The 25,646-nt window shown below is 44.4% G+C and carries 19 protein-coding genes; 8 read left to right on the top strand and 11 right to left on the bottom strand.

Going from position 1 to position 25,646, the window contains the following annotated elements:
• Positions 1-578: 578 nt before the first annotated feature.
• The 6 genes from glnA (at position 579) to EXT47_RS00600 (ending at position 6,734) form a co-directional block, all read left to right on the top strand.
• The gene (gene glnA, locus EXT47_RS00625) at positions 579-1,985 is read left to right on the top strand and encodes a glutamate--ammonia ligase (RefSeq protein WP_039494745.1); all 1,407 of its coding nucleotides are present in this window, start codon (positions 579-581) and stop codon (positions 1,983-1,985) included.
• 266 nt (positions 1,986-2,251) lie between these two features.
• Positions 2,252-2,758: a DUF4124 domain-containing protein gene (locus EXT47_RS00620; RefSeq protein WP_130125716.1), complete on the top strand. Its 507-nt coding sequence runs from the start codon at positions 2,252-2,254 to the stop codon at positions 2,756-2,758.
• A 547-nt stretch (positions 2,759-3,305) separates the two neighbouring features.
• On the top strand, positions 3,306-4,388 hold the full coding sequence (gene glnL / locus EXT47_RS00610; RefSeq protein ID WP_130125714.1) for a nitrogen regulation protein NR(II): 1,083 nt from the start codon (positions 3,306-3,308) through the stop codon (positions 4,386-4,388).
• Positions 4,385-5,782 carry a nitrogen regulation protein NR(I) gene (ntrC, locus tag EXT47_RS00605; protein ID WP_099031482.1) on the top strand — a complete coding sequence of 466 codons (1,398 nt, stop codon included), beginning with the start codon at positions 4,385-4,387 and terminating at the stop codon, positions 5,780-5,782. The genes glnL and ntrC overlap by 4 nt, the downstream gene beginning before the upstream one ends.
• Before the next feature lie 153 nt (positions 5,783-5,935).
• The gene (locus tag EXT47_RS23780; protein ID WP_165383784.1) at positions 5,936-6,112 is read left to right on the top strand and encodes a hypothetical protein; all 177 of its coding nucleotides are present in this window, start codon (positions 5,936-5,938) and stop codon (positions 6,110-6,112) included.
• A 160-nt stretch (positions 6,113-6,272) separates the two neighbouring features.
• Positions 6,273-6,734 (top strand): cyclic nucleotide-binding domain-containing protein, encoded by a 462-nt coding sequence (locus EXT47_RS00600; protein WP_130125713.1) that lies wholly within the window; start codon positions 6,273-6,275, stop codon positions 6,732-6,734.
• A 33-nt stretch (positions 6,735-6,767) separates the two neighbouring features.
• Here the strand turns inward: EXT47_RS00600 and EXT47_RS00595 are convergent, their stop codons facing one another.
• From EXT47_RS00595 to EXT47_RS00565, 7 genes are all read right to left on the bottom strand, one after another.
• Complete coding sequence (locus EXT47_RS00595) at positions 6,768-8,003, bottom strand: cysteine desulfurase-like protein (protein WP_130125712.1); 1,236 nt, start codon at positions 8,001-8,003, stop codon at positions 6,768-6,770.
• Positions 8,004-8,012: 9 nt separating this feature from the next.
• Positions 8,013-8,645: a 2OG-Fe dioxygenase family protein gene (locus tag EXT47_RS00590; protein WP_010374441.1), complete on the bottom strand. Its 633-nt coding sequence runs from the start codon at positions 8,643-8,645 to the stop codon at positions 8,013-8,015.
• Between the two features lie 245 nt (positions 8,646-8,890).
• Complete coding sequence (acnB, locus tag EXT47_RS00585) at positions 8,891-11,488, bottom strand: bifunctional aconitate hydratase 2/2-methylisocitrate dehydratase (protein ID WP_010374439.1); 2,598 nt, start codon at positions 11,486-11,488, stop codon at positions 8,891-8,893.
• Between the two features lie 311 nt (positions 11,489-11,799).
• Positions 11,800-12,849 (bottom strand): OmpA family protein, encoded by a 1,050-nt coding sequence (locus EXT47_RS00580; protein ID WP_039494753.1) that lies wholly within the window; start codon positions 12,847-12,849, stop codon positions 11,800-11,802.
• 151 nt (positions 12,850-13,000) lie between these two features.
• Positions 13,001-14,779, bottom strand: coding sequence for an ABC transporter ATP-binding protein (locus EXT47_RS00575; RefSeq protein WP_130125711.1), 1,779 nt, complete (start codon positions 14,777-14,779; stop codon positions 13,001-13,003).
• Complete coding sequence (locus EXT47_RS00570; RefSeq protein ID WP_240701577.1) at positions 14,780-16,234, bottom strand: YdiU family protein; 1,455 nt, start codon at positions 16,232-16,234, stop codon at positions 14,780-14,782.
• Complete coding sequence (locus EXT47_RS00565) at positions 16,218-16,898, bottom strand: DNA-3-methyladenine glycosylase I (RefSeq protein WP_039494758.1); 681 nt, start codon at positions 16,896-16,898, stop codon at positions 16,218-16,220. Before EXT47_RS00565 ends, EXT47_RS00570 begins: the two co-directional genes overlap by 17 nt.
• A gap of 201 nt (positions 16,899-17,099) precedes the next feature.
• On the opposite strand from EXT47_RS00565, the gene EXT47_RS00560 reads away from it, so the two are divergent.
• Positions 17,100-18,320: an isochorismate synthase MenF gene (locus EXT47_RS00560; protein ID WP_039494759.1), complete on the top strand. Its 1,221-nt coding sequence runs from the start codon at positions 17,100-17,102 to the stop codon at positions 18,318-18,320.
• 102 nt (positions 18,321-18,422) lie between these two features.
• Here EXT47_RS00560 and EXT47_RS00555 read toward each other — a convergent pair whose 3' ends face one another.
• On the bottom strand, positions 18,423-20,567 hold the full coding sequence (locus EXT47_RS00555; protein ID WP_130125710.1) for a TonB-dependent receptor: 2,145 nt from the start codon (positions 20,565-20,567) through the stop codon (positions 18,423-18,425).
• Between the two features lie 133 nt (positions 20,568-20,700).
• On the opposite strand from EXT47_RS00555, the gene EXT47_RS00550 reads away from it, so the two are divergent.
• On the top strand, positions 20,701-21,675 hold the full coding sequence (locus EXT47_RS00550; protein ID WP_039494761.1) for an AraC family transcriptional regulator: 975 nt from the start codon (positions 20,701-20,703) through the stop codon (positions 21,673-21,675).
• 5 nt (positions 21,676-21,680) lie between these two features.
• On the opposite strand, the gene EXT47_RS00545 is transcribed toward EXT47_RS00550, so the two are convergent.
• The 3 genes from EXT47_RS00545 to EXT47_RS00535 are packed head-to-tail and all read right to left on the bottom strand — an operon-like array spanning position 21,681 to position 25,638.
• Entirely contained in the window at positions 21,681-22,856 is a 1,176-nt protein-coding gene (locus EXT47_RS00545; RefSeq protein ID WP_017219316.1) for an MFS transporter, read from the bottom strand.
• Positions 22,853-24,385, bottom strand: a complete 1,533-nt coding sequence (locus EXT47_RS00540; RefSeq protein WP_052258270.1) for an amidohydrolase family protein — start codon at positions 24,383-24,385, stop codon at positions 22,853-22,855. The genes EXT47_RS00545 and EXT47_RS00540 overlap by 4 nt, the downstream gene beginning before the upstream one ends.
• A complete protein-coding gene (locus tag EXT47_RS00535; protein ID WP_052258272.1) occupies positions 24,385-25,638 on the bottom strand; it encodes an aspartate aminotransferase family protein in 1,254 nt (417 codons plus the stop codon). The genes EXT47_RS00540 and EXT47_RS00535 overlap by 1 nt, the downstream gene beginning before the upstream one ends.
• Positions 25,639-25,646: the final 8 nt, after the last annotated feature.

The raw sequence follows: 25,646 nt of genomic DNA, 5'->3' as shown, positions 1-25,646 counted from the left end.
GGCCCTCAGTGATCCTAGTCGATCTACGCAAAAATGCGCGTTGAGATTGCCCGATTGAGAATTAAAGGTCGCGTATTATCTACTATTAATGTGACAGATGAAAGTTTATCCAACATTTTTTTCAATAATCCTTATTGGTGCGCGCATAAATCAACAACCTAGTGTGGCTTTAGCACTACTTTTTAAGCTTTTGCAGAGGGTTTGTTATTCCCGCCATATATGTAAGAGTTTCAACGCCAAAAGAGGATTTTCATCTGTCGACAAATTTGATCCCTGTAACTTTGGGCTTTTTACTTCACAGATCCAAAAGTAGTTTTTGCTTTATCTGTACTCTTAAACTATACCAATGCTCATTAAGTTAAGCGAAAACGGCTATCACAGGGAATCGCTTGCACCAACATTGCGCACCATAATGAAACATTTACGCACCAAGTTAGTGCAACAAGCTAATCCCTAAATTTCCTGAAAGTTAAAAATCATTATTTATCAAAAACTTAAAAATATGGCACAGATCAAGCTTATCTGTGTGCAATTGCAGTACATTGCAGCAAAAAATAACCCAACGAGTCGGAGGACACATGTCACAATCGGTTTTAGATTTTATTAAAGAGCACGACGTAAAGTTTGTTGATTTACGTTTCACAGATACAAAAGGTAAAGAACAACACGTATCGATCCCACATCATCAAGCCGATGAAGACTTCTTTGAAGACGGCAAAATGTTTGACGGCTCATCTATCGCTGGTTGGAAAGGCATCAACGAATCTGACATGGTACTTATGCCTGATGCAGAAAGTGTAAAGCTAGACCCATTCGCAGAAGAAACAACGCTTATCGTTCGTTGTGACGTGGTAGAGCCAAACACACACCAAGGTTACGAGCGTGACCCACGTTCAGTAGCTAAACGCGCTGAAGAGTTCATGCGTTCAACGGGTATTGCAGACACCGTATTATTCGGTCCAGAGCCAGAGTTCTTCTTGTTTGACGATGTTAAATTTAAAACTGACATGTCTGGCTCTATGTACAAAATCGACGCTGAAGAAGCATCTTGGAACTCAGACAAACACTACGAAGGCGGCAACACAGGTCACCGTCCTGGCGTAAAAGGTGGTTACTTCCCAGTAGCACCGGTAGATTCGTCTAATGACTGGCGTGCAGCTACTTGTTTAGTACTTGAAGAAATGGGCCACGTTGTTGAAGCGCACCATCACGAAGTAGCAACTGCTGGTCAAAATGAGATTGCGACTCGCTTTAATACTATGGTGACTAAAGCTGACGAAATCCAAGAGATGAAGTACGTTATCCACAACATGGCTCACCTATACGGTAAGACAGCAACCTTTATGCCTAAGCCAATCGTTGGTGATAACGGTTCAGGCATGCACTGCCACCAATCACTTGCTAAAGACGGCAAAAACATCTTCGCAGGCGACAAGTACGGCGGTCTATCTGAAGAAGCGCTTTACTACATTGGTGGTATCATTAAGCATGCTAAAGCAATCAATGCATTCACTAACCCAGCAACAAACTCTTATAAGCGTCTAGTACCAGGGTTTGAAGCGCCAGTTATGCTTGCATATTCAGCACGTAACCGCTCAGCATCAATCCGTATCCCGGTGATCCCATCAGAGAAAGGTCGTCGTATCGAAGTACGCTTCCCAGATCCTGCAGCTAACCCATACCTAGCTTTCGCAGCTCAGTTGATGGCTGGTCTTGACGGTATCCGCAATAAGATCCACCCTGGTGATGCAATGGATAAAGATTTATACGACCTACCAGCGGAAGAAGCAGCAGAAATCCCAACTGTTGCAGCATCACTTGATGAAGCGCTTGCTTCTCTAGATGCTGACCGTGAGTTCTTAACTCAAGGTGGCGTATTCACTGACGACCTAATCGATGCGTACATCACACTTAAGTCGAAAGAAGTTGAAAAATTAAACATGACAACTCACCCAGTTGAGTTCGAAATGTACTACAGCGTTTAATCGCTAACCGACTACTACGCTCAATACTGCCGTATTGAGCTTGTAGAGCCAAAACTCATTATGCGTTTCTGGCACTCTTAATCATATGTGTTCTCAAGCCCGTTGTTACGGGCTTTTTTAATGCAATTCAAAAGCTTAAAGAAATTCGTCTTTATGTTGTCATTATGGGAATTATTCATTTGTAACTCGCAATTCCAACTGCTCTATACTACAGTATGAACAGTAGTTTGCTCTGGAGATTTGTGGTGCGTCAGTGGTTTCTTATAATGTCGGTTAGCATGACGCTAGCCCTAACAAGCATTGATGCTGCAGCAGAGTCCAATCCAAAAATCTATCGCTGGAAAGACAAAAACGGTCATTGGGTCTATTCGGATGTCCCGCAGCCTGGTTCGAAAGAAGTCAAACTCAACGCCAGCGCCTTAACCATGCCAAGTGTTGATACTAAAATTCTCGAGCAAACGGATACGACACCAACGATTCAATATACAGCTAAAATCACTTCTCCTGAGCATGAGCAAACAATCCGTGATAATAGTGGTAGCGTATATGTGACAGGCACCATTGAGCCTAGATTTACCCAAGGACTAAGCGTGCAACTCTTTCTCAACGGAACAGCCACAGGGCCAAAGCAAACCAATACTCAGTTTGCTTTGCGTGGCATTGATCGCGGCGAGCATTCTGTGGTTATGAAAGTGTTTAATCAAAAAGGTATGTTAGTCGCCCAAAGTGATGTTCATAAGTTCTTTTTGCACCGCAATACCGTAAATAATTAAAGCGATATTGCTTACCTACACTGGCTTGCAACCAGTAGTTGCAAACATACCATGTTCATTTCCTCTGGTATCGAGAAAGCCAAATTCGACATTTCATTGTGTTCAATCCACAACCTTTGCTCACCAACCTGGACTTGATAGTAGACTTCAGCCTTTGTTCGCAATAAATATTTATCTCGCCAGTTAGGTTGAACAACCCGCATCACACCTGTAAAGGTAGTTTTCTCGCCATTCGTAACCCGATGTAAATTAGCGGTTTGAGGAGTAAAGCAGTTAATCTGTTCGGTAACATAGTTAGCGCTTTGAAAGTCACACCCGCTCATGCAGAACGTGACAAAAAGGCTCCCCCCACAAACACGAGCTAGATGTATTTTTTGACACAAAGCATTAATAATCTCGGCACCTTAAAGTTGGCATGCTTTATTAATAACAAGTTTAGGATACGAGTTCGAAAACCCCTAGTTTCTGAGCTTAGGTAATAATTTACTTCAATGGATGCAAAGCTATGCTATTCTCATTGCACCACATTGGTGCACGGTGAACATATATGGATCAACATAACTCGATTGACTTGGATAAAGTTTGGCAATCTCTCTCAACCGCGATTTTAGTGCTCGATCAAAATTTAATGATCCACTATGCCAATTACAGCAGTAGTGAACTGCTGGGACTCAGCACAAAACGGCTTATTGGACTGGCGATTGATAGTGTGTTTAATCATCATCATATAGACCTGCCACGGCTCTCTAAATACGTGCTACAAGATGGCGTAGACTGCCAGCAACACAGGGTAGACGTGGTATTTGTAGATAATCGTGTTGCGACACTAAGTCTGCATGCCAGACGAGTTTACCTTGCAGACAAGGCGTATATTTTAGTGGAATGTCGCCGTGTTGATGATGCCCTGCGTTATGACCAAGCATCCAATCAAATGCACCAATTTCAGGCAGCTCGAAACCTCATTCGCGGTCTTGCCCATGAAATAAAAAATCCACTTGGTGGGATCCGCGGTGCGGCGCAATTATTGCAGTACGAAACTGATCAACAAGAACGGGAAGAATGTGCCACACTCATTATTGAGCAAGCAGATAGATTGCGCGAGTTGGTAGATAGGTTGCTTGGACCCAATCAGTTACCACAAAAAGAGCCGTGTAATATCCATCAGGCGTTAGAATCGGTGATTAAGTTAACCACCTTGGAGCGCGATGCCGATATCACCTTGGTAAAAGATTATGATCCCAGTATTCCGGCTATCGTGATAGATCAAGCCAAAATTCAGCAAGTTCTGCTGAATATGCTGCGCAATGCTCAACAAGCACTACAGCATGACGGTACGATCACCATCACAACGCGCATTAAACACCGTCTTCATCATGGTGAGCGACTATTGAAAAAAGCATTGCTCATCCGTATCAGCGACAACGGTCCGGGGATCGCCGATGAGGTAAAAGAGACATTGTTCTTTCCGATGATCACGAATAAAGAAGGAGGCTCTGGACTTGGGCTCTCTATCGCGCAAACTTTGGTAGAGCAACACCAAGGATTTATCGAATGCGATAGTTGGCCAGGACACACTGAGTTCAGTATCTACCTTCCCTTTGACAACACCGAAACAGGAAACGTGCAATGAAATCAGTTTGGTTAGTCGATGATGACGCTTCAATCCGATTTGTTTTAGAAAAGGCATTAAAGCGAGCTGAGTTTGAAACCGAGAGCTTCGCCAGTGGTCAAGATGTATTGACGGCGCTTGAATATGAGCAACCCGCAGTGCTGATCTCAGATGTACGTATGCCAGGTATCGATGGCATGGCCTTGTTAGATAAAATTGCAGGGCTCTACCCAAACCTGCCGGTGATCATTATGACCGCGCACTCGGACTTAGACTCTGCGGTCAACGCATTTAAAAAAGGGGCATTTGAATACCTCGCCAAACCTTTCGACTTAAACGAGGCCGTTTCCCTTGTGCAACGTGCATTTCGCGCAGGCCAGCAAACTAAAAAGCAAAAGCGCCACAGTGAAAAAGCCAATAGCCCCGACATTATTGGTGAAGCCCCAGCGATGCAGGAAGTGTTCCGCGCCATCGGTAAACTTTCCGCTTCAAGCATGAGTGTATTGATTAACGGCGAATCTGGTACGGGTAAAGAGCTTGTGGCAGGCGCGCTGCACAATCACAGCCCGCGCAAAGACGCTTCTTTTATCGCGCTCAATATGGCCGCCATCCCCAAAGATCTCGTCGAGTCTGAGTTGTTCGGCCATGAAAAAGGCGCTTTTACCGGTGCTGACAGCATGCGCCGTGGCCGCTTTGAGCAAGCCGACGGTGGCACCTTATTTTTAGATGAAATCGGTGATATGCCACTGGACGTACAAACTCGCCTATTGCGCGTACTCGCCGATGGTGAGTTTTATCGGGTCGGTGGCCACAACAGCGTGAAAGTCGACGTCCGTATTGTCGCGGCTACCCATCAAGACTTAGAGACACTGGTCAAGCAAGGTAAATTCCGTGAAGACTTGTTTCACCGCCTCAATGTCGTCAGGTTAAAACTACCAGCCTTACGTGAACGCCCTGAAGATATCGCCGCCCTGTGCGATCACTTTCTTGCAAAAAGCGCAAAGGAGCTAAAAGCCGAGCCAAAAATCATCTCCAAACATGCTCTGCAAAAAATGCAGGCGTATCATTGGCCTGGCAACGTTAGGCAACTGGAAAACACCTGCCGTTGGTTAACGGTAATGGCGCCGGGCGAACTTGTCACCCCTGCGGATCTTCCCGAAGAGCTAGAAAAACCACAACAGATTGACGCCTTAGAGCATGGCAATTGGCTGGACGCATTCCAAACTTGGTTAGACTCAGAGTTACGTAAAGGAAAAGACCATATTTGGCCCGATGTACAGGCACAATTAGAAACACGGCTGATCAAATCCGCACTCAATGCCTGCCATGGCCATAAACAAGATGCGGCGTTAAAGATAGGTTGGGGACGCAATACGTTGACCAGAAAGCTAAAAGAGAGAAATATTCAAGATTAGACGACAAGCTGAGTATTATGACTCAGCTTTTCCCCCACTACTCCAGTTCCCAAAATGAATAATATCTGATTGAAAATCACACAAATAACCAGTAGCTTGGACTATGCCGTATCTTGTTACTCGGCATAACTTACATTTTGTAAAGGAATCGCTATGAAAATTACATTGAATAAAAAATCACTAAAACACCTATCTAACAGCAAGAAGCTAGCAAATGAGCTTACACCGCAAGCAGCTGGTGGTTATGATGTTACCTCACCACACAATAAAGGCTGTATCAGCTATCAGGGGATGACATGCCCTACTTCACCGTACGATCCCGCTTGCTAGAATGATTTAACTCATGTCGCTTATCGTTATATACCAATCCACATAAATAGTTGGCGACATAATCAAGTAGATTGGTGTAAGCGACAATAAAAAATCATTGCTCTAATCAAAAAAAGTCGCCACTATTTAATAAAGACAATGTACTAACTTATGTAAGCCTGTGAAACTGCTTGAAAATGTGCCACTGTTTAAACAACTAGAGATCATCAATCGCTTAGCGTTTTTTAAAGAGTTTACGCTTGCCGAACGCCAAGTGTTACTCGAGTCTTTTGGTCACTTATATCTGGTGCAACAAGAGCGTCATGCCTTCAAACGCTTTGAAAAAGACAATCGCCTGTATATTGTATTAAGCGGTGAGTTTTTGATTTTTAAACAAGATGCGGCCCATGATTTAGGTAAAGTTGGTCCTGGAGAGTTTTTAGGTGAAGGTGCGTTTATCACTAACCGAGAACGCAGCACTAGCGCACAAGCGTTAAAAGACAGCATCATATTGGCGATAACCCCAGATGCATTAACGCGCTTGCCCAATGTGATCCGGGAAAAAATCAAAGATAAGCTCATTGAAGGTATGAGCCATCGCATTGCAAAGCTCAATGCATTTATTGAAGGGCAAGGAACCTAAATGAGCAATGGGAGCCATAGCTCCCACTTTTTATTATGCTAATAGCTCACTGAATGCATCAAACAAGCTATCTAGCTCTTCTATGGTGTTGTAATGCATACAACCGATGCGAACAACCCCACCTTTATCCATCACCCCTAGCTGCTCGCAAAGCCCTTGGGCGTAGAAGTTGCCATCCCATACGCACATGTGCTTTTTACCTAAGAATTCCGACACGGTACGTGGCTCGATGCCATCAAATGTCAAAGCAAACGTTGGTGTACGCTCAGCAAGTCGCTCACGTGACTCGATACCAAAAAGTTTAATCTTTTTAAATTCGGCTAAACGCGTTAAAAAGTGTTGGCTAAGCTGCATCTCATGCGCTTTTGTGCGTGCAAACGCCTCAACCAGTTTCTCACGGCGTGGGGTATCTGCACTCATCTCGCTAAGTGAAGCGATGTAGTCAATCGCCGCAACAACACCCGCTAGTCCTTCGAAACTCTGCGTACCAGTTTCCCAGCGGCCTGGAATAATGTCTTTTGCCGGTTCAACCTTGTACGGCGTAAAACCTTCTAAATGCTCACGCTTACCATAAACAATGCCAACATGCGGACCAAAGAACTTATAGGCAGAGCACGCTAAAAAGTCGCAATCCAATGCTTGTACATCGATCAGTTCATGAGGTGCATAATGCACAGCATCAACATACACCAATGCACCAACTTGGTGCGCAAGCTCCACAATACGGTTAATATCGTTGATAGAGCCTGTTGTATTCGATGCATATGTCACTGCAACCAACTTAGTTTTGGCGTTTAGTAGTGATTTAAAATGCGCAAGATCAAGCGTGCAGTCGGTTTCATTAATACGCACTGCATGCACCGTCGCACCTTTATCTTCGGCGGCTTGACGCCAAGAAGAAACGTTTGAGTAGTGATCTGCATTGGTCACAATTACTTCATCGCCCGCTTGCCATTCGCGAGATAACGCACGGCTGAAGCTAAACGTAAGGCTGGTCATGTTAGCACCAAATACAATTTGATCCGCACTTGGCGAATTAAGCAGATCAGCAACGGCTTGACGTGCTTCACTCATCAAACTGACGGTTTTATCGCTCGAAAAAAATGCACCGCCTAAGTTAGAGTTAAAATAACCTAGGTAAGCAGACATCGCGCTCAACACGGATTGCGGGACTTGAGAGCCACCCGGACCATCAAGGAAGATTGGCGCGGTTCCACCAATATTTTGCATAAGCGCAGGGAACTGACGACGCACTTGATTTAAATCCATACTACCCTCTTAGGCTGTAAATACGAAGCAGTCTAGATAACCAACTTGCTCGGCATCTAGCTTGTTCATTGGTGTTGCGTTATGCCACACTTCACGGTCATTTACGAGCGCAAATAAACCATCTTTGATTTCCATTTTGAAGCAAGGTTCGGCTTCTTTGTGCTCATATACCAATAGCTCGCCACCAGCGATATTTTCGTGAGAAACACCACAAACACACACATGGTCAAAGCCATCTTGGTGCACACCTTCTGGCGCGGGAGGGGTATCGCTTTCAATCGCTAACATGCGAAACTGATGCACTTCTATGCTGGTATCGTCTGCAATTCCTGTCATGGCTTTGAATTCAGCAAGCATATGCTTAAAGCCATCGGTGTTTAACATGTCCAGCTCAAGGTTTTCGTAAACACGCTCAATATTACCTTGGAAAGTATTAATTGAATCGTCTTGAACGAAAGCCTTAGTCGGCTGCAATGTCACTTCACCGCCAGTGAATTTAACCACAGAATAACGGCGCTTTCTGAATGCACCATCGGCATAAGGGTTATCTGGAAGTTGATTGAAAAAAGGCTTAACTGCGTCGATATGTGACTGCGGTAAAAAGCGTAGTTGTAATAAATTCTGGTTGTTTACTGTTGTCATGATCCTCTCGCCCATTGATGAGAATTTGCCGACAATTCTAATAAAACCAGAGAAAATTACTGTTTAAAAAAACGGGATTTTAACAACTAAAACGCAATAAAAACCCACTTAAAACCACTTTAATGGATTACTTATCTAGATTTAAAATAATGCTTGATAACACCATTTAAGATGAGCGTTTTATGTGCATAAAAAAAGCCAACATGCGCTGGCTTTTTTCTTTCAATGAATTCTAGAGCGAGTAATTAGACCGCTTGTTGAATGATCACTGAGTCTGCTTTTTTAGTGTACTGAGGCATCTTGTGGAAGTTCAAGTAACGGTAAGTGTCCGCAGCCGTTGCATTGATCTTCTCTGCATACTCTTGATATTCAGCAGGTGTTGGTAGTTTACCAAGAATAGCAGCTACCGCTGCAAGCTCTGCTGATGCAAGGAATACGTTTGCACCTGTACCTAAACGGTTAGGGAAGTTACGAGTCGAGGTAGAAACAACCGTTGCTTTATCAGCAACACGTGCCTGGTTACCCATACATAGTGAACATCCTGGAGTTTCGATACGTGCACCTACACGACCGTAAATACCGTAGTAACCTTCGTCGGTTAACTGATCGCGGTCCATCTTCGTTGGTGGAGCAACCCATAGTTGCGTTGGTAGACGACCACCGAAGTTATCCAGTAGTTTACCCGCTGCACGGAAGTGACCGATGTTAGTCATACAAGAACCAATGAATACTTCATCGATCTTCTCACCTGTTACCGCTGAAAGTAGACGTGCGTCATCAGGGTCATTCGGTGCACAAAGGATTGGCTCTTTGATATCAGCAAGATCAATCTCAATGGTATGCGCGTATTCTGCATCCGCGTCAGCAGTCATTAGCTCAGGGTTTGCTAACCACTCTTCCATCTTAGTGATACGACGCTCAATAGTACGTACATCACCATAGCCTTCAGAGATCATCCACTTAAGCATCACGATGTTAGAGTTTAGGTACTCTTCGATAGACGCTTGTGAAAGCTTAACGGTACAACCTGCCGCACTACGCTCTGCAGATGCGTCAGATAGTTCGAACGCTTGCTCAACCGTTAGGTGCTCAACACCTTCGATTTCAAGGATACGGCCAGAGAATTCGTTGATCTTACCTTTTTTCTCAACCGTCAATAGGCCTTGCTGGATTGCATAGTAAGGGATAGCGTGTACTAGGTCACGTAATGTGATACCCGGCTGCATTTCACCTTTAAAACGAACAAGGATTGACTCAGGCATATCCAACGGCATTACACCCGTTGCAGCTGCGAATGCTACCGCTCCTGAACCTGCTGGGAATGAAATACCTAGTGGGAAACGAGTATGCGAGTCACCACCTGTACCTACCGTATCAGGCAGTAGCATACGGTTTAGCCATGAGTGGATAACACCATCACCAGGGCGTAGCGATACACCGCCACGGTTCATGATGAAATCAGGAAGTGTGTGGTGTGTGTTTACATCGATTGGCTTAGGATAAGCTGAGGTATGACAGAATGACTGCATCGTAAGATCAGCAGAGAAGCCAAGACAAGCAAGGTCTTTAAGCTCATCACGCGTCATTGGACCCGTAGTATCCTGAGAACCTACCGTTGTCATTGTTGGCTCACAGTATTGACCTGGGCGTACACCTGTCATATTACATGCTTTACCAACCATCTTCTGTGCAAGCGTAAAGCCTTTACCAGAATCAGCCACTAACTTAGGCTTACGGAAGATGTCTTCAGCTTCAAGACCAAGAGACGTACGAGCTTTGTCCGTAAGGCCACGACCAATGATCAGTGGAATACGGCCGCCTGCACGCACTTCATCTAGAATTACGTCTGATTTCAGTGAGAACGTTGAGATAACTTCGTCAGTGCCGTGACGCTTAACCACACCTTCGTAAGGGAAGATGTCGATTTGGTCGCCCATGTTTAGTTCGTCAACTGGAAGCTCAATCGGTAGTGCACCAGAATCTTCCATGGTGTTGAAGAAGATAGGCGCAATCTTGCCACCCAGACACACACCACCAACGCGCTTGTTTGGTACGAATGGAATGTCATCACCCATGAACCAAAGTACAGAGTTAGTCGCAGATTTACGAGATGAGCCTGTACCAACAACGTCACCTACGTACGCTAGCGGTAAACCTTTACCATTAAGCGCTTCAAGTTGTGCAATTGGACCTACTTCACCTGGCTTATCAGGGTTGATACCATCACGCTCGTTTTTAAGCATAGCCAGCGCGTGTAATGGGATATCAGGACGAGACCAAGCATCTGGTGCTGGAGACAAGTCGTCTGTATTTGTTTCGCCAGTTACTTTAAATACAGTCACTGAAATCTTGTCTGCGACGGCTGGTTTCTCAAGGAACCATTCTGCATTTGCCCATGACTCGATCACTTGCTTAGCAAACTCATTGCCCGCTTTTGCTTTTTCTTCTACATCGTAGAATGCGTCAAACATCAGTAGCGTGTGAGACAAACCTTTAGCAACGATTGGCGCGATAGCGGCATCGTCTAGTAGGTCGATCATCGGCGCGATGTTGTAACCACCAAGCATAGTGCCAAGTAGTTCAGCTGCATACTCTCTTGAAATGAGCGGTGATTCCGCTTCGCCTTTCGCTACTGCAGCCAAAAAGCCTGCTTTTACGTATGCGGCATCATCTACACCAGGCGGTACACGGTTGATAAATAGATCAACGATGAACTCTTCTTCACCTGCTGGTGGAGTTTTTAGTAATTCGATAAGGTCAGCAGTTTGCTGCGCGTCTAACGGCTTAGGCACGATACCTTGCGCGGCACGCTCTTCTACGTGTTTACGATATTCTTGAAGCACAATATTGCCCTCTTGGTGACGTGGACAGACAAGTAAATGATCTGGCTGCGATTATTGATGCAATCGGCTGAACCATTCCCTTGACCATAAAATATAATGAACAATTATAAGGTCTTTGAGTATAGATGAAAATCTTGCATGCGATACCTCGCCTTATAGTCACTATAAATACAATGAATAAGCATACCGAAACAAGTATATTTTGATGAATATTAGTCAAACGAGAATCATTTTAATTTTGCGAAAAGGTATGCTTGGTGGGATCAAAAAAGGCTCCTGAAGGAGCCTTTTTGCATAAGCTAAGTTGAAAATTAACGCTTAACTTTTACTTTCTCTTTAGAAGAAACGTGCGCTTCTACACGACGGTTTTCCGCATGTGCTTTTAGCGTGTTTGCTGGGTTTTTCAAACGCTCTTCACCGTAACCAACCGTAGTAATACGCATTGAATCTACACCCATATCAACGAGTTTCTCAGCAACGTTTTTCGCGCGGCGCTCAGAAAGCTTTTGGTTGTAATCAGCATCACCCACAGCTGACGCGTGACCTTCAATCACAACATCTGCATTTTTATGCTCTTTCAAGAACTTAGCAACCGCGTTGATATCATCAACATATTGCTGTGAGAAAGTTGCATCGTCATGCGGGAAGCGGACTAGCAGGCTTACTTTGTCTTCTTTAGTCTCGTACAAAGTACAGCCAGACGCATCAACGGCATCCGTCATTGGTGTGTTAGCACATTTGTCTTCGCTATCCACAACACCATCTTTGTCACTGTCTTGCGGTGCTTCTGCAACTACAGGAGCTGGGGCTGGCGCAACCTCTTCCGATTTACCTGCGCTACCAAACGAGTAGTTGATACCGATTTTACCACCAACATCAGTAAAACCAGCTTCCAAGCCTTGGTAAACCGCCGCTTCTGCATTTACGAACAAGTGATCGGTAAAGTAATGACGAACACCAGCACCTACGTTAGCAAAGGTGTTATCTGAGATCACATCTAGGTTCATCTTTTTGATACCCACTAGACCGTAGAATGGACCACCATCAAAGTGATACAAGCCGTCGATACCGTAACGCTCGGCGTCCATTGAACCATTGCTGATACCACCAAGGTCGAAATCCATATCTGCATATTCGATACGACCACTCCAAAACTTGTCAAAGCGGTAGCCAATTTCAGCACCCCAGCCTGTAGAGTCTTCTACGTCTAGACCAGCCATATCACGGTGATTCTGCCAATCAGCATCATAGTAATCACCAAACACACCAAGATATACACCTTCTGTAGGCTCAGTAGTGTTTGCATTTGCATTGGCTGTCACTGCCATCGCAACTAGTAAGCTCAAAGTTTTAATTTTCATCATTCCTTCCCATCTCTGTTAGTTTACGCATTGAGTATCGACTCGGATAGTCTATCAGAAAATGCGTCTACCGATTACGTTGCATAGATAATATTAGCTCGTCTATTAATGTTTACTTAACGTTACATAAGGAATTTTTGCTATTTATGAATTAATTTTGATGACCAAATAGGATTTGATACAGGCCTTGTTCCTTTAACAAATCCTTATGTTCTCCATACTGGGACACTTCACCATCATCTAAAACATAAATTAAGTCGGCTTGTTTTATTGCGCTCAGTCGATGCGCAATAATCAAAGTCGTTCTATCAGCCAAAAACGCTTGCAAATTGCGATGAATTTTTGCCTCAGTCTCAATATCAAGTGCCGAGGTTGCTTCATCCAACACCACCACTTTAGGATCGGCAACAACCATTCTAGCAATGGCTAACCTTTGCTTCTGTCCTCCGGACAATTTAATCCCGTTGCGACCAACTTGCGCATCTAATTTGTCAGCCAGAGCAAGTACGGTATCAGCTAGCTCTGCAACTCGGAGTGCCTGCCACAGCACTTGGTCAGATACCTCTCGTCCCATTGCTAGATTTTCACGGATGCTGGTATTAAAGAGTATCGGCTGCTGCAATACGGTCACTATATTATCTCGCACTGCTTCGTAACCAATTTGCTCTACTGGCGTGTCATTTATATGAATCTCGCCACTTTGCTTTTCATACAATCCCAAAAGCAATTGCACCAAAGTAGATTTACCACCTCCAGACACCGCTACTAACGCTACTTTTTTCCCTGCTGGAATATGCAAAGATACCTGCTTGAGCACGGGTTGCTCTGCAACGTAAGCGAAGTCTATATTGGCAAATTTGATATCAACCTGAGATGAATCAAAGACGGTTTTCGTAGCGGGATATTGTGCTTCTGTCGCAAAATTAAAAACCTGATTTAACCTACTAAGCGCCGCCGAGGCACCATAGTACGCATATTGAATACCAAGAATTTCCTGTACAGGCCCCATCATGAACCAAAGGTAACCAAATACCGCAAATATCTGGCCGACCGTTAAATCAGAAAACACCACCATAAACATAGCGACAGCACGAAAAAACTCGAACCCGACCAAAAACACGGTAAAGCTTAAGCGGTTAACGGCATCCGTTTTCCATTGTGACTGCACCGCGTAATGTTTGAGATCTTTGGCGGCTACTTTAACTTGTGCAAAGTAGTTACCCTCTCGACGAACGGCTTTTAGTTGAGAAATAGCATCTAGCGTCTCGACTAGTGAAGTTTGCAGTGCCTCAAATGCAGCATTCTCTTCCTTTTTCAGCTCTTTAACATGTTTGCCAAACTGCCGAGAAAAATAAATGACCGCCGGATTGAGCAACAAGATCACCAGCCCCAACATCCAATCAATCCAAAGCAAAATCGCCGCAGTGCCAATGATTGTGAGTAAACCGATTAAAAAGCGTGACAAGGTTTGGCTGATAAATTTATCCAAGGTTTCTACATCGGTAATACAGCGAGAACTAATTGCTGCACCGCCTTGGCTTTCGTACTCCTTCAGTTGAACTTTAGGTAAATGCGTAAGTAAGCGCTCACGGATTTGATAACTAATGTCCTTGCCAATAATAGTAAACTGGCGTGACTGCATCACCCCTAACACCAAACTGGCCAAGCGCATGGTTATTACAGCCAACAAAATAACCACGATATAGCCACTGGGGCCATGCCATTGCTCGGGCAATACTGAGTTCATCCAAGCCACTGCTCTGCCTGGTTTGTCTAGTAAGACTTCATCGACCAGCAACGGCATCATCAAAGGGATAGGGACACTCACCAACGCGGCAAACAGGGCGATGATATGCGCCTTAATAAGTGGCCGTTTGTGTTCAAGGACTTTACGTTTAATTTCTTGCCAAGAAAGCTGCTGTTCTGCCATTTAGGTTCCACAAAAAGTTTGATAGTGGGCCGGTGTAGACGCGCTGGTCCACGATTCAGGATAGTCTTTGTAATCATAGGGCGACGTCAACGCAGTTAGCCAATCCTCTAGCGTTTGACTCATGCCTTGACGATTAAATAGTGCAATCTCAGCCTCCACCAACGCATTACGGGGGATAAGTATCGGATTAGCTTGACTCATCAAGTTAGCCGCAACCTCATCGGCAGCACGCCTTTGCGCCCATTGTCGCTGCCAGCTCTCCAACTCCGTTGGCACGGATAAAGCTTTGTTTGGATGACCAAGCAAGCTATTAGTTAGTGCCGCAAAGGTATTGGTAAAGTCTAGTTCGTGCTCCGTCATCAACTTGAGTAAGTCACTAAGTAGAATGTCGTCTGCGTCGCTCCATTCATCAATACCAAGCTTAGCCGCCCACATATCTTTATACTTGCGATTAAACGATTCAGAAAACTCCGCTAAAGTTTGACTAAATGCTTCAATTCCCGCTTGCTCATCTTGCCACAACACCAATAAGGCCTCGGCAAGTCGAGCACAGTTCCAATTCATGATGTTTGGCTGGTTACCAAACGCATAACGGCCTTGGCGGTCGATAGAGCTAAACACGGCGTTAAAATCAAACTTTTCCATCATTGCACAAGGGCCAAAGTCTATCGTTTCGCCACTGAGCAAAATATTGTCGGTATTCATCACGCCATGAATAAAGCCTACCCGCATCCACTCGACGACTAAGTCAACCAACTGTTCACACACTTCACGAAACAATTCGAGTACATCCTGTTCGGACTTAACTTTAAATCCCTCAAATAATTGCTCGCCCAGCAAGTTAAGTAGGCTCCATAGCTCATCTTTATTTTGCTGAGTAGCCAGATATTGTAAGGTGCCGATGCGGATATGGCTTTTTGCCACACGACATACAACCGCGCCAGGTACTTCACCTTGACGATAAACATGGTGTCCAGTGGTTACAACAGCCAGGCATTCCGTAGTTGGAACACCCAAGCCAACCATAGCTTGGCTCATGATGAACTCACGTACCGCAGGTCCTAGCGCACAAAAACCATCACCGCCTCGAGAAAATCGCGTCGCTCCAGAGCCTTTCAAGTGCAGGTCGTATTGACGTCCGTCATCAAGTTTCACTCCACCAATTAAATGCGCTCGGCCATCACCAAGTAACGGGTTAAATTGCCCAAACTGATGACCACTGTAGGCTAAGCTCGTAGGCTCAATATTGTCTAAAGGGCGCTGACCACTTAACAGTTCAGCAAGCGCAGTGGTGTCGTATTTCTCTAGCTCAAGCTTAACTAGCAACTGCGTATTGGATAATAGTAATGTGGGCTGATTAAATCTTGCTGGTTGCTCCTTAAAGAGCAGAGCAGAGCCTTGATAAGGCTGAAAAAATACCATGCGGTCATCTCCATTTTTAGCGAATATTGTCACCAACACTCATTGACACAATTTGGCTTAACTCTTGTAAGCTAAGCCCGCTATATTGACGCATTTCATTGAAAAATTGCTGCGCCGCTTGCAGTGACTTCTGACTTTGCAAGCCACCATCAATGATCTCCTCGGCACGTAGTACCGTTTCGACATCTTTACTCAGTAAAAACGTATCTTTACCTAACACACGAAGCGCGTAAGGGCCAGTATTCCCCCCAAGTCTCGAGCCATGCTTTTTCAAGTACAGCCACAAACCAACAATATTGTCTTCCGGCCAGTTTGCGACGAATTCACTAAAGCGGCCATGCTGTTGTTGCACTTCAAAAATCATATGGCAATTATCAGCGATACTTTTTACCTTTTTAGCATTACGAATGATTCGTTCATCCTGACTACGTTGCTCGTACATTTCAGGAGACATCATTAACAACTTCTCGATTGAGAATTGCCAAAACACTTCTCTAAAGCCGTCCCATTTATTATCAACCACCGCCCAATAAAACCCACTTTGAAATATCTTGCGCGTAAATTCTTCTAACCATTGATCATCACTTAATGCCAATAGCGATTCGGTACTCAATGGTTGACTAAGCTTAGCTTTTAGCGCCGCCTCAGAGCCTTTACGCTCGGCAGCCCTATGATAAATTTTTTCGAATACTTTCATGCTCGTATATACGTCCGATTTGCATTCCCTACAGAGTAACTGATCTCGGGGTTGGATGTGAGGTTTTTAGCGCAAATTACCTTTGAATCGTAGGCTAAAAATACGCACCATCTTATTGCATTTTTACTAAATATTTACAGCCAAGCTTCGTCAACTAGGTATCTAAAATTGCGCCGCAGCGCTGGGAAATGAGGACAAACCATGTTGAGTGAAATATCTGCTTTGCAATCCACCAATACAACGCTTGAGTCCATTGACTTATCACAACAAGCTTTTTTTGTTTCGGGCACACGGTGCTTCTTAACTCAACGGCCACATCATAGGTTCACCACTCAGATAAAAGATCACGATGTATTAGTGAGCCAGTTAAAACGAGAGCTAGCAAAGTGCAGCAGCAATGATGCGATAGCATTCGGTGTGCTACCATTTTGCAAAACTCAACAAGCTCAATTTATTGTAACTGAGCAAGCGCACCAATATGATAAAGAAACTTTCAAGCAATGGATAACCGCCAAAGGCACGCTTAAGCAGGACACTATGCCATCGCTTGAACGTATCTCGCATAGACAATCACAGCATCACTATGAGAGTGCGATACGTGAAGCCAAAAAGCTATTTGCCAATGAACAATTAGAAAAAATTGTTCTTGGCAAACAAGTAGACCTCTATTTTGATGCACCACTTTCACCGGAAACCATTCTGACAAATTTATTAACCCAAAGCCCTAGCGGTTTTCACTTCTCTTTCCCAACGGAACAAAATTCCACCTTGATGGGCGTGAGTCCAGAATTACTCTTACGCAAACATGGGCAAGCGGTGCTCAGTAATCCCCTTGCAGGCTCAGCTAAACGTTCAAATGATAAGGCTATGGAGTTTAAACTCAAACAAGCATTAATGGCATCAAAGAAAGATCGGTATGAACATGCTGTTGTATTGGTAGAAATGTCACAGGTTTTACAACCTTGGTGTCAAAAGCTTACCATACCCAGCTCGCCCTCATTGCTGAGCACAGCAACGATGTGGCACTTGTCCACAGAGGTTGAAGGTCAACTCGCCGACGCTAACACTCATGTATTAGCACTAGCCAATCGTCTACACCCTACGCCTGCACTATGCGGTAAACCGACTGCCGATGCCTATCCTTGGATCCACTCACTAGAGGGAGAAAGTCGTGACTTTTTCTCAGGGATCGTTGGTTGGTGTGACAAACATGGAAATGGTGAATGGGTGGTGGTTATCCGCAGTGGTGAGATAAGTGCGAATCATGCCAGACTATTTGCGGGAGCTGGTATTGTCGCAGCTTCTGATCCGACTGCTGAATGGCTAGAAACCGAAGCAAAACTTTCAACTATGCTAAATGCGCTTGAATCCAATCAGGCTTACCATCAACTTAGCCAAATCAAGATGCGCGCAACTGCTTAACTGCAAAACGATAAAAATGCCCAGCATTTTACTGGGCATTTTAATTTTCGGAATTAACTTACCTGCGGTATTACACGTTTATAACAGCAGGTGCTAACCCAGTTAAAACTGGTAAGATACACTTGCTTTAATGTTTCTTCCTGGTTCATAGTCCATTAAGAATAATTCACCAAATACTGGGTGAAAAGAAACCCCGTTTTTAGAAGATTGTGAAGAATAAAACTCATCAAACAAATTATCTACACCTAGACGAACATGCAAACTAGGTACTGATTCAGGCTGCCAGTGTGCGCTGATATTATGCACGGTGAAGCCATCTTTACTGTTGTCTAAATCGGCGCCATAGAGATCGGTACCTTGTGCCACATCATCAACAACCATAAAATCCCAATTCAGCGTCAAGTTATACGCCGTAATTTGGTAAGTAAAGTCAGCTGAAATAGTATCACCCTGCTCTCGCTCTAAACGCGCGCCATCTAACGAGGCATACTGTGTAAATGCATCAAGTTCACTCTCAGAGTTAGAGTAAGTTAACTGAAAAGAAAACGCATCAAGCGCAAAACCAGCATAAGCTTCAAACCCATCTACAGTCATATCACCGACGTTGTCTTTCCACGTTTCACGAGGTGCACCGCCAGGTAATGCTGCATTATCAAAAATATAGTCGTCAATTTGCGTTCTGAATATCGTTGCGCCTAAACGGAGTGTCTTGTTGGTCCCAACTTCACCATCATAGGCAATCGAAAACTCGGTATTAATGCCCGTTTCCGCTTCAATGTCTTGATTGCGGTTATCACCTAAACCAGCACCAACAAATACCTCACTTATTTCTGGGCCTTTAAATAGCTCAGTCGAACTTAACTTCACCATTAAATTTTCATTAAATTGATACTCAGCAGCCAATGATAAAGAAAATTCCGAATAATCATTGTTCACTGTGCCTGAATCTATATCGTAGCTATCGTGCCTAACACCAGGAATAACCGCCAAACCATTACCAAAATCAATTTTGTCCTGAATGAAAAAGGCTAGATTTTTCGCACTTTCTTCAGAGTGCTTTGAACCACCTGACGCAATAGCTAGATCGTACTGAGTATCGTGCTTCACATAATCTGCGCCATAAGTGAAGGTATGCTCTTCTTCAGCAAAAAGCCCAGTTGCCAGTGTTTCACCAAGCAAATTTAGCCCCGTATTTTCAGCTTCACCCATCACTTCTCCAGCGTACGCTTGGAACCTAGGAGAAGGAGACATAGACCAACCTGATTCGTCGCGATAAAGTTCACTGGTATTGGAATATAAGCTCGCCTTTAATGAAGAGTTTTCGCCCCAGTTAAGATCATAGCTCAGCGTAATTGTGTCTCTTGTAAACTCTGTCGGCCATAACAAAGGGATCTGCAAGCTATTAGTAATAGCAACATCTGTCGCTAAGCCCATATCAGGGCGATAACTGTAGTCACCTTCATCTTTATAAGTCTCGAAACTCAGTGCAAGACGTTGGTTGTTATTAATATTCCAACCAAATTTAATTAGCGCATCAGAAACTTCACCTTCAAGACCTTTTACCTCACCATCAGTACCTGCAACGACTTCATCGTTTTGGTCTAAGATCTTGCCACCACCCACTTCGTAATTATCACGCTCAACATGGTTGTAATATGCAAGAAAGTCGACATCATCGGTCAACAAACCAAAACCCGTTACCGAGTAATTATGCCCGGCATTGTCTGCAGCCCCTGCTGAAACACGAGCGGCAAAGCGATCGTCACCAGAAAGCAATTCACGTGCTTCTTTTGTTTCGAACCGCACTGAACCACCAAGACCGCCGTTAATTACTGAGTTAGTGCCCGTTTCAATATCTACTGACTTTAGAATATCAGCATGAATTTGAAGGTTACCCATGTGGTGGTACATGTAAGTATTTTGTGCTGCACCATCTATTGAAATTTTAAGATCTTTGTCATCCATACTACGGATAGTGATTCGCTGGTTCAGCGAGTGTGCACCACCGACATCAATGCCAGGAATAGAGCGCAGTAAATCAGAAATATGGTCTGCTTGTTTATCCGCAATTTCTTGTTCTTTTAAATACAGTGCAGAAGTTTTTACCGCAGTTGACCAAACTTCTATTCTTTCTATTTTACCTGCATCACCTGAGTCAGCCAAAGCTGGTGCTGATAGTACCCCCGCGAGTGCTAAAGCGAGGGTTGAAGGGCGAAAGCCTAACTGCTTAGTGCGAGAAACCAACATAAGTATCCTTTAAATTTTGATGTTAATACGAATCACTCGTAATATTGTACACTTTTACTTTTGTTGCATTTTGAATATTAGTTATGCAAAATCGTCAATCTATTATGCGTTTTAGAAAATTGTGGCACTTACTATGGAAGGGAATATTTCCAACGCTGAGCTCAACAACAAGTTGTTATTGGCGAGTGGATTAAACTGCCGTATCAACGGCTTTGATATTGAGCAACTTATTGCGATTGGTCGACTCTCTTTTTTGCCATTGAGCGATGATCTTCAACTTCATACCTGTCAATGTATCGAGCAGCAGCAAACTAGCAGCTGTGCAGAATTGCAACCAAGTGTGAACATTACCGTATTGCTTAAAGGTGTTGTGGAATTTAGAGTTGCGAATAAATATTACCGTTTCAGCGCTGAAAACGCACCTCAGGCATTTGTCAACCTCATCACTCAGCCCGAGCCTTTCACTCGCTATCTGCAAAAACACCAAGAAGTAGAAAAGGTCACACTGAGCGTCAGTCCTCGATGGCTCGTTGCGAGACTGTCGCAGCAATATCAATCTCTATTTACCACCACGAAAGTGATTGAGTTACCGCTACAAACAAAAGCAATTTCGCTGTCACAACAACTGCTTCAAACCCCAAAACAACCAAGCTTAGCTGAACGTTTGGAGTGTGAAGGTGTTGTGATGCAATGGTTGAGCTGCTTTCTTCCTCACTTGATAGACAGTAGTAACCAGAGCCACGTGATGTATAAACAGCCCTTTCACTCAGATATTGAGGTCAAAAAAAATAAGATCATCGATTTATTGTCGGAAGGAAAAAGTGTTGAGCAGGTCGCATTAGAGCTTGCTATGAGCTTAAGCAGCTTACAGCGTTTCTTTAAACGCAGCTTTAACACAACACCAAAACAGTACGTTAAACAAAGCAAGCTCAATAAGGCACGACATGCGTTGTTAGTTGAAGGCTTGTCGATTGGAGAAGCTGCATACTTGGCACATTATGACCATGTTGCCAACTTTATTGCTGCATTCAAAAAGCAATTCGGTGTCACTCCGATGCAGTTTGTAAAAGCGCATCGCAGCGACACTCTGGGAGCAACTTCAGGTTAAAGTAACTAGTCGAGTTGCTTTAACCATGTTTTTTGATTTAATAGATAAATCCCTGCCACCAAGACTGCAACTGAAGCGATAGTCATTGCTAGATAAATAAAGAATAACTGAAACCCTAGACTGGCTATCATCGGTTCAAACAACACAGGGCTAATAAATTGCCCGGTAAAGTAACAGGTTGTCATAATCCCCATCGCTTTTCCTCGCATCGGTGGCGGAACAAATTCGAATAGCCAAACTACAAGGTTTGGTCGAATAAGGCCAAGACCCGCGCCGATTACAAAGCTAGCGCAAACAATGCTACTAAAAGTATTTACAAAACCAAGTAACGAAAATCCAGTTGCAACAATAAGCCAGCCAACTAAATGTGCTTGCTTAATATTCAAGTACTGTCTAACACGACCATAACCCATAGAGACGCATGACATCGCGAATAAAAAGCCCGCTATTACTAAGCCTATAGTGCTGGCTGATGCTTGCTGAGCAGACAAATAAAAAGGCAAATGAATCGTTAATCCATACAGTACAATAATTTCTACCAGTGCTAGTGTACAGCACAGCAAAAAGGTTCGGTTCATCCAACTACTTGGTAGTGATTGAGTTTGTGGTGGCAGGCTAACTGGCGGCACCTTTACCCAAAGCCATACCCCTGGTAGTACCAAAAGTGCGAGTGAGTAAATAGCAAAAACCCAAGTCCAATGCTGCTCTGCTAAAAAGCCTGCAAGCGCCAAGAATAGTACGCCACCAAAGCCACCAAAGGCAGCTTGCAATCCCATAAACTGAGAAAACTTGGGCCCTTCGAAGTATCGTCCTGCGATCGTTGTGCCACTCACCATAATAAAGGCAACAGCGACTCCCATCATCGCTCGACTACCAAGGATCAGCCACAACGAATCCTGCCAGTAATAGCCTAGTCCACCACTAAGTACGAACAATATTAGTGCGTTCACTAGTAATTTTTGACTATTCCATTTGTCGACTAAACTCCCTGCAATTGGCGCACAAAGTGCTATTACGAGACCAGGTAATGCTAAGGTCATTTTGGTCCAAAATGCGGCATGTTCAATACCTGAGAAAGCCACTGTCATCGCTGGTAATGCTGGCGCTAGAGTCGCACTAGCAAGCACCGTCATGGTACTTGCTAACAGCAAAAACCAAGTCGCTAATCGCGTTTGATTCATGCTGGACCTCCAATACGCTTGCGAGCGCTCGCCACCGCTTTAAGATAATCCTCAAAAAGCTCATGCTCATCAAACCGAGTGCTACGCCCTGCTTTCACCACTAAATCACCAGCCACCATTACCGAATCTACATCAAGACTTGACCCTGTAACAATAAAAGTTCTCAGTGGATGACCAGAAAGCTTGTATCGATAGTCATCATTGTTCACTAACACTAAATCTGCCTGCTTACCCACTTCAATCGAGCCAATTTGTTGCTCCCACCCCAACGCTTTTGCTGCATATAAAGACGCTGTTTTTAAGGCTAAGGTAGGTGGGCAGGCGGTATTACAATTTTGTGCTTCGTTGTGCCCAAGGTGTGCCCCCCGCATGGCTTCACACATACCACCAATAAACGAGATATCGCCATCGGTACTGCTAGAAACCCATACACCATCTTTTAAAAAACGCCCTATCTGCCCAGTTTCACTGATTGTTGCCTCACCAAGCATGCCGTAGTGCGCTGGTGAATGGCAGATATTAACACCCGTTTCAATAAGGCGTTGATACTCATCCTCGCTTGCATAAGCTGTGTGCACAGCTAATAGCTTGTCAGTAAGTAATCCCATGGCATCAAAGCGCGCGATAGGCGAGCGACCAAATACGCGTTCAACTTCAGCACGTTCATTTTTTAGCGGCGCTAGGTGTGTGGCATAGGGTACTTGGTATTGCTGGGCGATACTAGCCAGTGCTTCTAGCTGTTTGTCAGAACTACCAAAAGCCCCCATCACGGAAGGCATCGCCCCCACAAGCCCTGAGCTATGATTATCCCAAGTTTCGATAAGTGATAGCCAATCCGCTGTTTGTAGCTCGGTATCAGCGATGATAGTGGGTGTCGACTTATGCGCTTCCAGCATTATATCCGATCCCCAACGACTCACCCTTAACCGCATACCTAAATCAATCGCAGCAAGCGCCATTGCGTCAGCTTTATTTGCCGAACCAACATCCCCCAGCGCAGTTGTACCCGAACGCAGTTGCGTCCACATACTCCAACGGGCGATGGCTAGACCTTCCTCTAGCGTCAACTTATCTCCCACAGTGGAGATAAAGCCAAACATGGAACCTAGTGCTTGAATATTGCCACCATTTGAATACGCAGTGGCCTCTAAGTGGGTGTCATCAGGTGACTCAGCATTTGGCGCGACAAAACTTTCATGCCAATGAGGATTTATAAGCCCTGGCAGCATTAACTTACCTTGACCATCAATCCGTTGATCGAAGTTACTAGGTTGTTCTCCATCCTCACCCAGCGCTTCAATATGTTTGCCGTGAACAAGTAACCAACCTTTTGGGTAAACAGTATCTCTTGTGTCTGCAGTGTAGATAAAAACATTATCAATTAGCGTGCGCAGTGCATTGTTCTGCGGCTTGTTACAAACCGCTTTTAAGTTTTCAAGTTCACCAACCTGAGCACTACCAAATGCAGCACTTCCTGAAGCGCCAGCAAGTGCTGCAAAGCGCTGTGTCGACAAGCAAGAACAAACCATTAGCTGGCATCCTGAGGATCAAAAAGGCCTGCTTCTTTCATCGCTATTAGTGATGCCTTAACTGCGGCTATTGTTTCGTTGATATGCGCTTCAGTATGTGCGCCACAAATAAAATTCACTTCACGGCGCATAAGCACACCACGTTTTGCCATTTCAGCTAGAAAAGGTACTGCAAACTTTACGTGCTCTTGCGGATCTTTGGCAAATAAGAACATCGGAATAGGGTCATAACCAACTACTTTGAGTGGCACACCTAACTGCAGTGAAACCTGATTAACCTCTGCTTTTAAAATTGCGCCAAGTCTTGCTATATGCTGAGTGAATTCAGTGCGTTGATATTCCTTTAATACAGCATCACACACTGCTAGCGAGAGCATTTCGCCACCAAAAGTAGTCGATACTTGCAGCTCATTGATCCGCGACATCAACTCACGCTTGCCTGCCACAGCAGATAAAGGCATCCCCGCCGCAATACCCTTAGACAAGGTCACTAAATCAGCCTGAATACCGAAGTATTCTTGCGCACCGCCGGGTGCTAATCTAAAGCCAGTTACCACTTCATCAAACACCAAGATCACACCGTGTTCACTGCAAGTATTTCGTAACTGTTCTAGGAATGGTCTTTCTAAGACGCGATTATATGGAACCGATAGCAACACCACCGCAAGTTCATCTTTTCTTGCAATGATCTTTTCAATGATTTTTGGTTCATCTGCAGGAGTAAATAATGGCATGCGATGAGTTAACCCAGCAATAACAGCCGGTACCCCGGGTGTGTCAAACATGTACTGATCATGCCAACCGTTATAACCTACCGTCATAATTTCATCTCGACCTGTCACGTGACGGGCGAGTCTTACCGCTGCAGAGTTAGCATCTGCACCCGTTTTAAAAAAGCGAACTTGTTCGGCATTTGGGATCACTTCAATTAAGGTTTTCGCCGTCTGCACTTCGATAGGTGTAGGCAACGAATGAATAATGCCGTTGTGCAAGTGCTCTGTAATTGTATTGACAACAACAGGGTGATTGTGACCTAAAGTATTGGCCGCTAAACCACAAATAAAGTCGATATATTGATTACCATCAACATCGGTGACAATGGCTCCCTCTCCCTTGCTCAGATAAACCGGGAAAGCCCCTGGTGCAAATTGCTCTGGCTTTTTCATCATTGATTGAGTAAAACCCGCGATCACTTGTTCACCTTCGGTTTGAAGTTGCTGAGATTGTGTCAAAGAAAGTGTTTGATTATTCATATATTCCT

Origin of the sequence: Pseudoalteromonas sp. CO342X (assembly GCF_004208915.1) — a bacterium.
GTDB lineage: Bacteria > Pseudomonadota > Gammaproteobacteria > Enterobacterales > Alteromonadaceae > Pseudoalteromonas > Pseudoalteromonas maricaloris.
Note: the sequence above shows the minus strand (reverse complement) of the source record. Positions and strands in the feature narration are given on the sequence as shown.

Coding starts and splice junctions, on each gene's coding strand:
- glnA (WP_039494745.1), top strand. CDS start 579: ATGTCACAATCGGTTTTAGATTTTATTAAAGAGCACGACGTAAAGTTT.
- EXT47_RS00620 (WP_130125716.1), top strand. CDS start 2,252: ATGTCGGTTAGCATGACGCTAGCCCTAACAAGCATTGATGCTGCAGCA.
- glnL (WP_130125714.1), top strand. CDS start 3,306: ATGGATCAACATAACTCGATTGACTTGGATAAAGTTTGGCAATCTCTC.
- ntrC (WP_099031482.1), top strand. CDS start 4,385: ATGAAATCAGTTTGGTTAGTCGATGATGACGCTTCAATCCGATTTGTT.
- EXT47_RS23780 (WP_165383784.1), top strand. CDS start 5,936: ATGAAAATTACATTGAATAAAAAATCACTAAAACACCTATCTAACAGC.
- EXT47_RS00595 (WP_130125712.1), bottom strand. CDS start 8,003: ATGGATTTAAATCAAGTGCGTCGTCAGTTCCCTGCGCTTATGCAAAAT.
- EXT47_RS00590 (WP_010374441.1), bottom strand. CDS start 8,645: ATGACAACAGTAAACAACCAGAATTTATTACAACTACGCTTTTTACCG.
- EXT47_RS00580 (WP_039494753.1), bottom strand. CDS start 12,849: ATGAAAATTAAAACTTTGAGCTTACTAGTTGCGATGGCAGTGACAGCC.
- EXT47_RS00575 (WP_130125711.1), bottom strand. CDS start 14,779: ATGGCAGAACAGCAGCTTTCTTGGCAAGAAATTAAACGTAAAGTCCTT.
- EXT47_RS00565 (WP_039494758.1), bottom strand. CDS start 16,898: ATGAAAGTATTCGAAAAAATTTATCATAGGGCTGCCGAGCGTAAAGGC.
- EXT47_RS00560 (WP_039494759.1), top strand. CDS start 17,100: ATGTTGAGTGAAATATCTGCTTTGCAATCCACCAATACAACGCTTGAG.
- EXT47_RS00555 (WP_130125710.1), bottom strand. CDS start 20,567: ATGTTGGTTTCTCGCACTAAGCAGTTAGGCTTTCGCCCTTCAACCCTC.
- EXT47_RS00550 (WP_039494761.1), top strand. CDS start 20,701: ATGGAAGGGAATATTTCCAACGCTGAGCTCAACAACAAGTTGTTATTG.
- EXT47_RS00545 (WP_017219316.1), bottom strand. CDS start 22,856: ATGAATCAAACGCGATTAGCGACTTGGTTTTTGCTGTTAGCAAGTACC.
- EXT47_RS00540 (WP_052258270.1), bottom strand. CDS start 24,385: ATGGTTTGTTCTTGCTTGTCGACACAGCGCTTTGCAGCACTTGCTGGC.
- EXT47_RS00535 (WP_052258272.1), bottom strand. CDS start 25,638: ATGAATAATCAAACACTTTCTTTGACACAATCTCAGCAACTTCAAACC.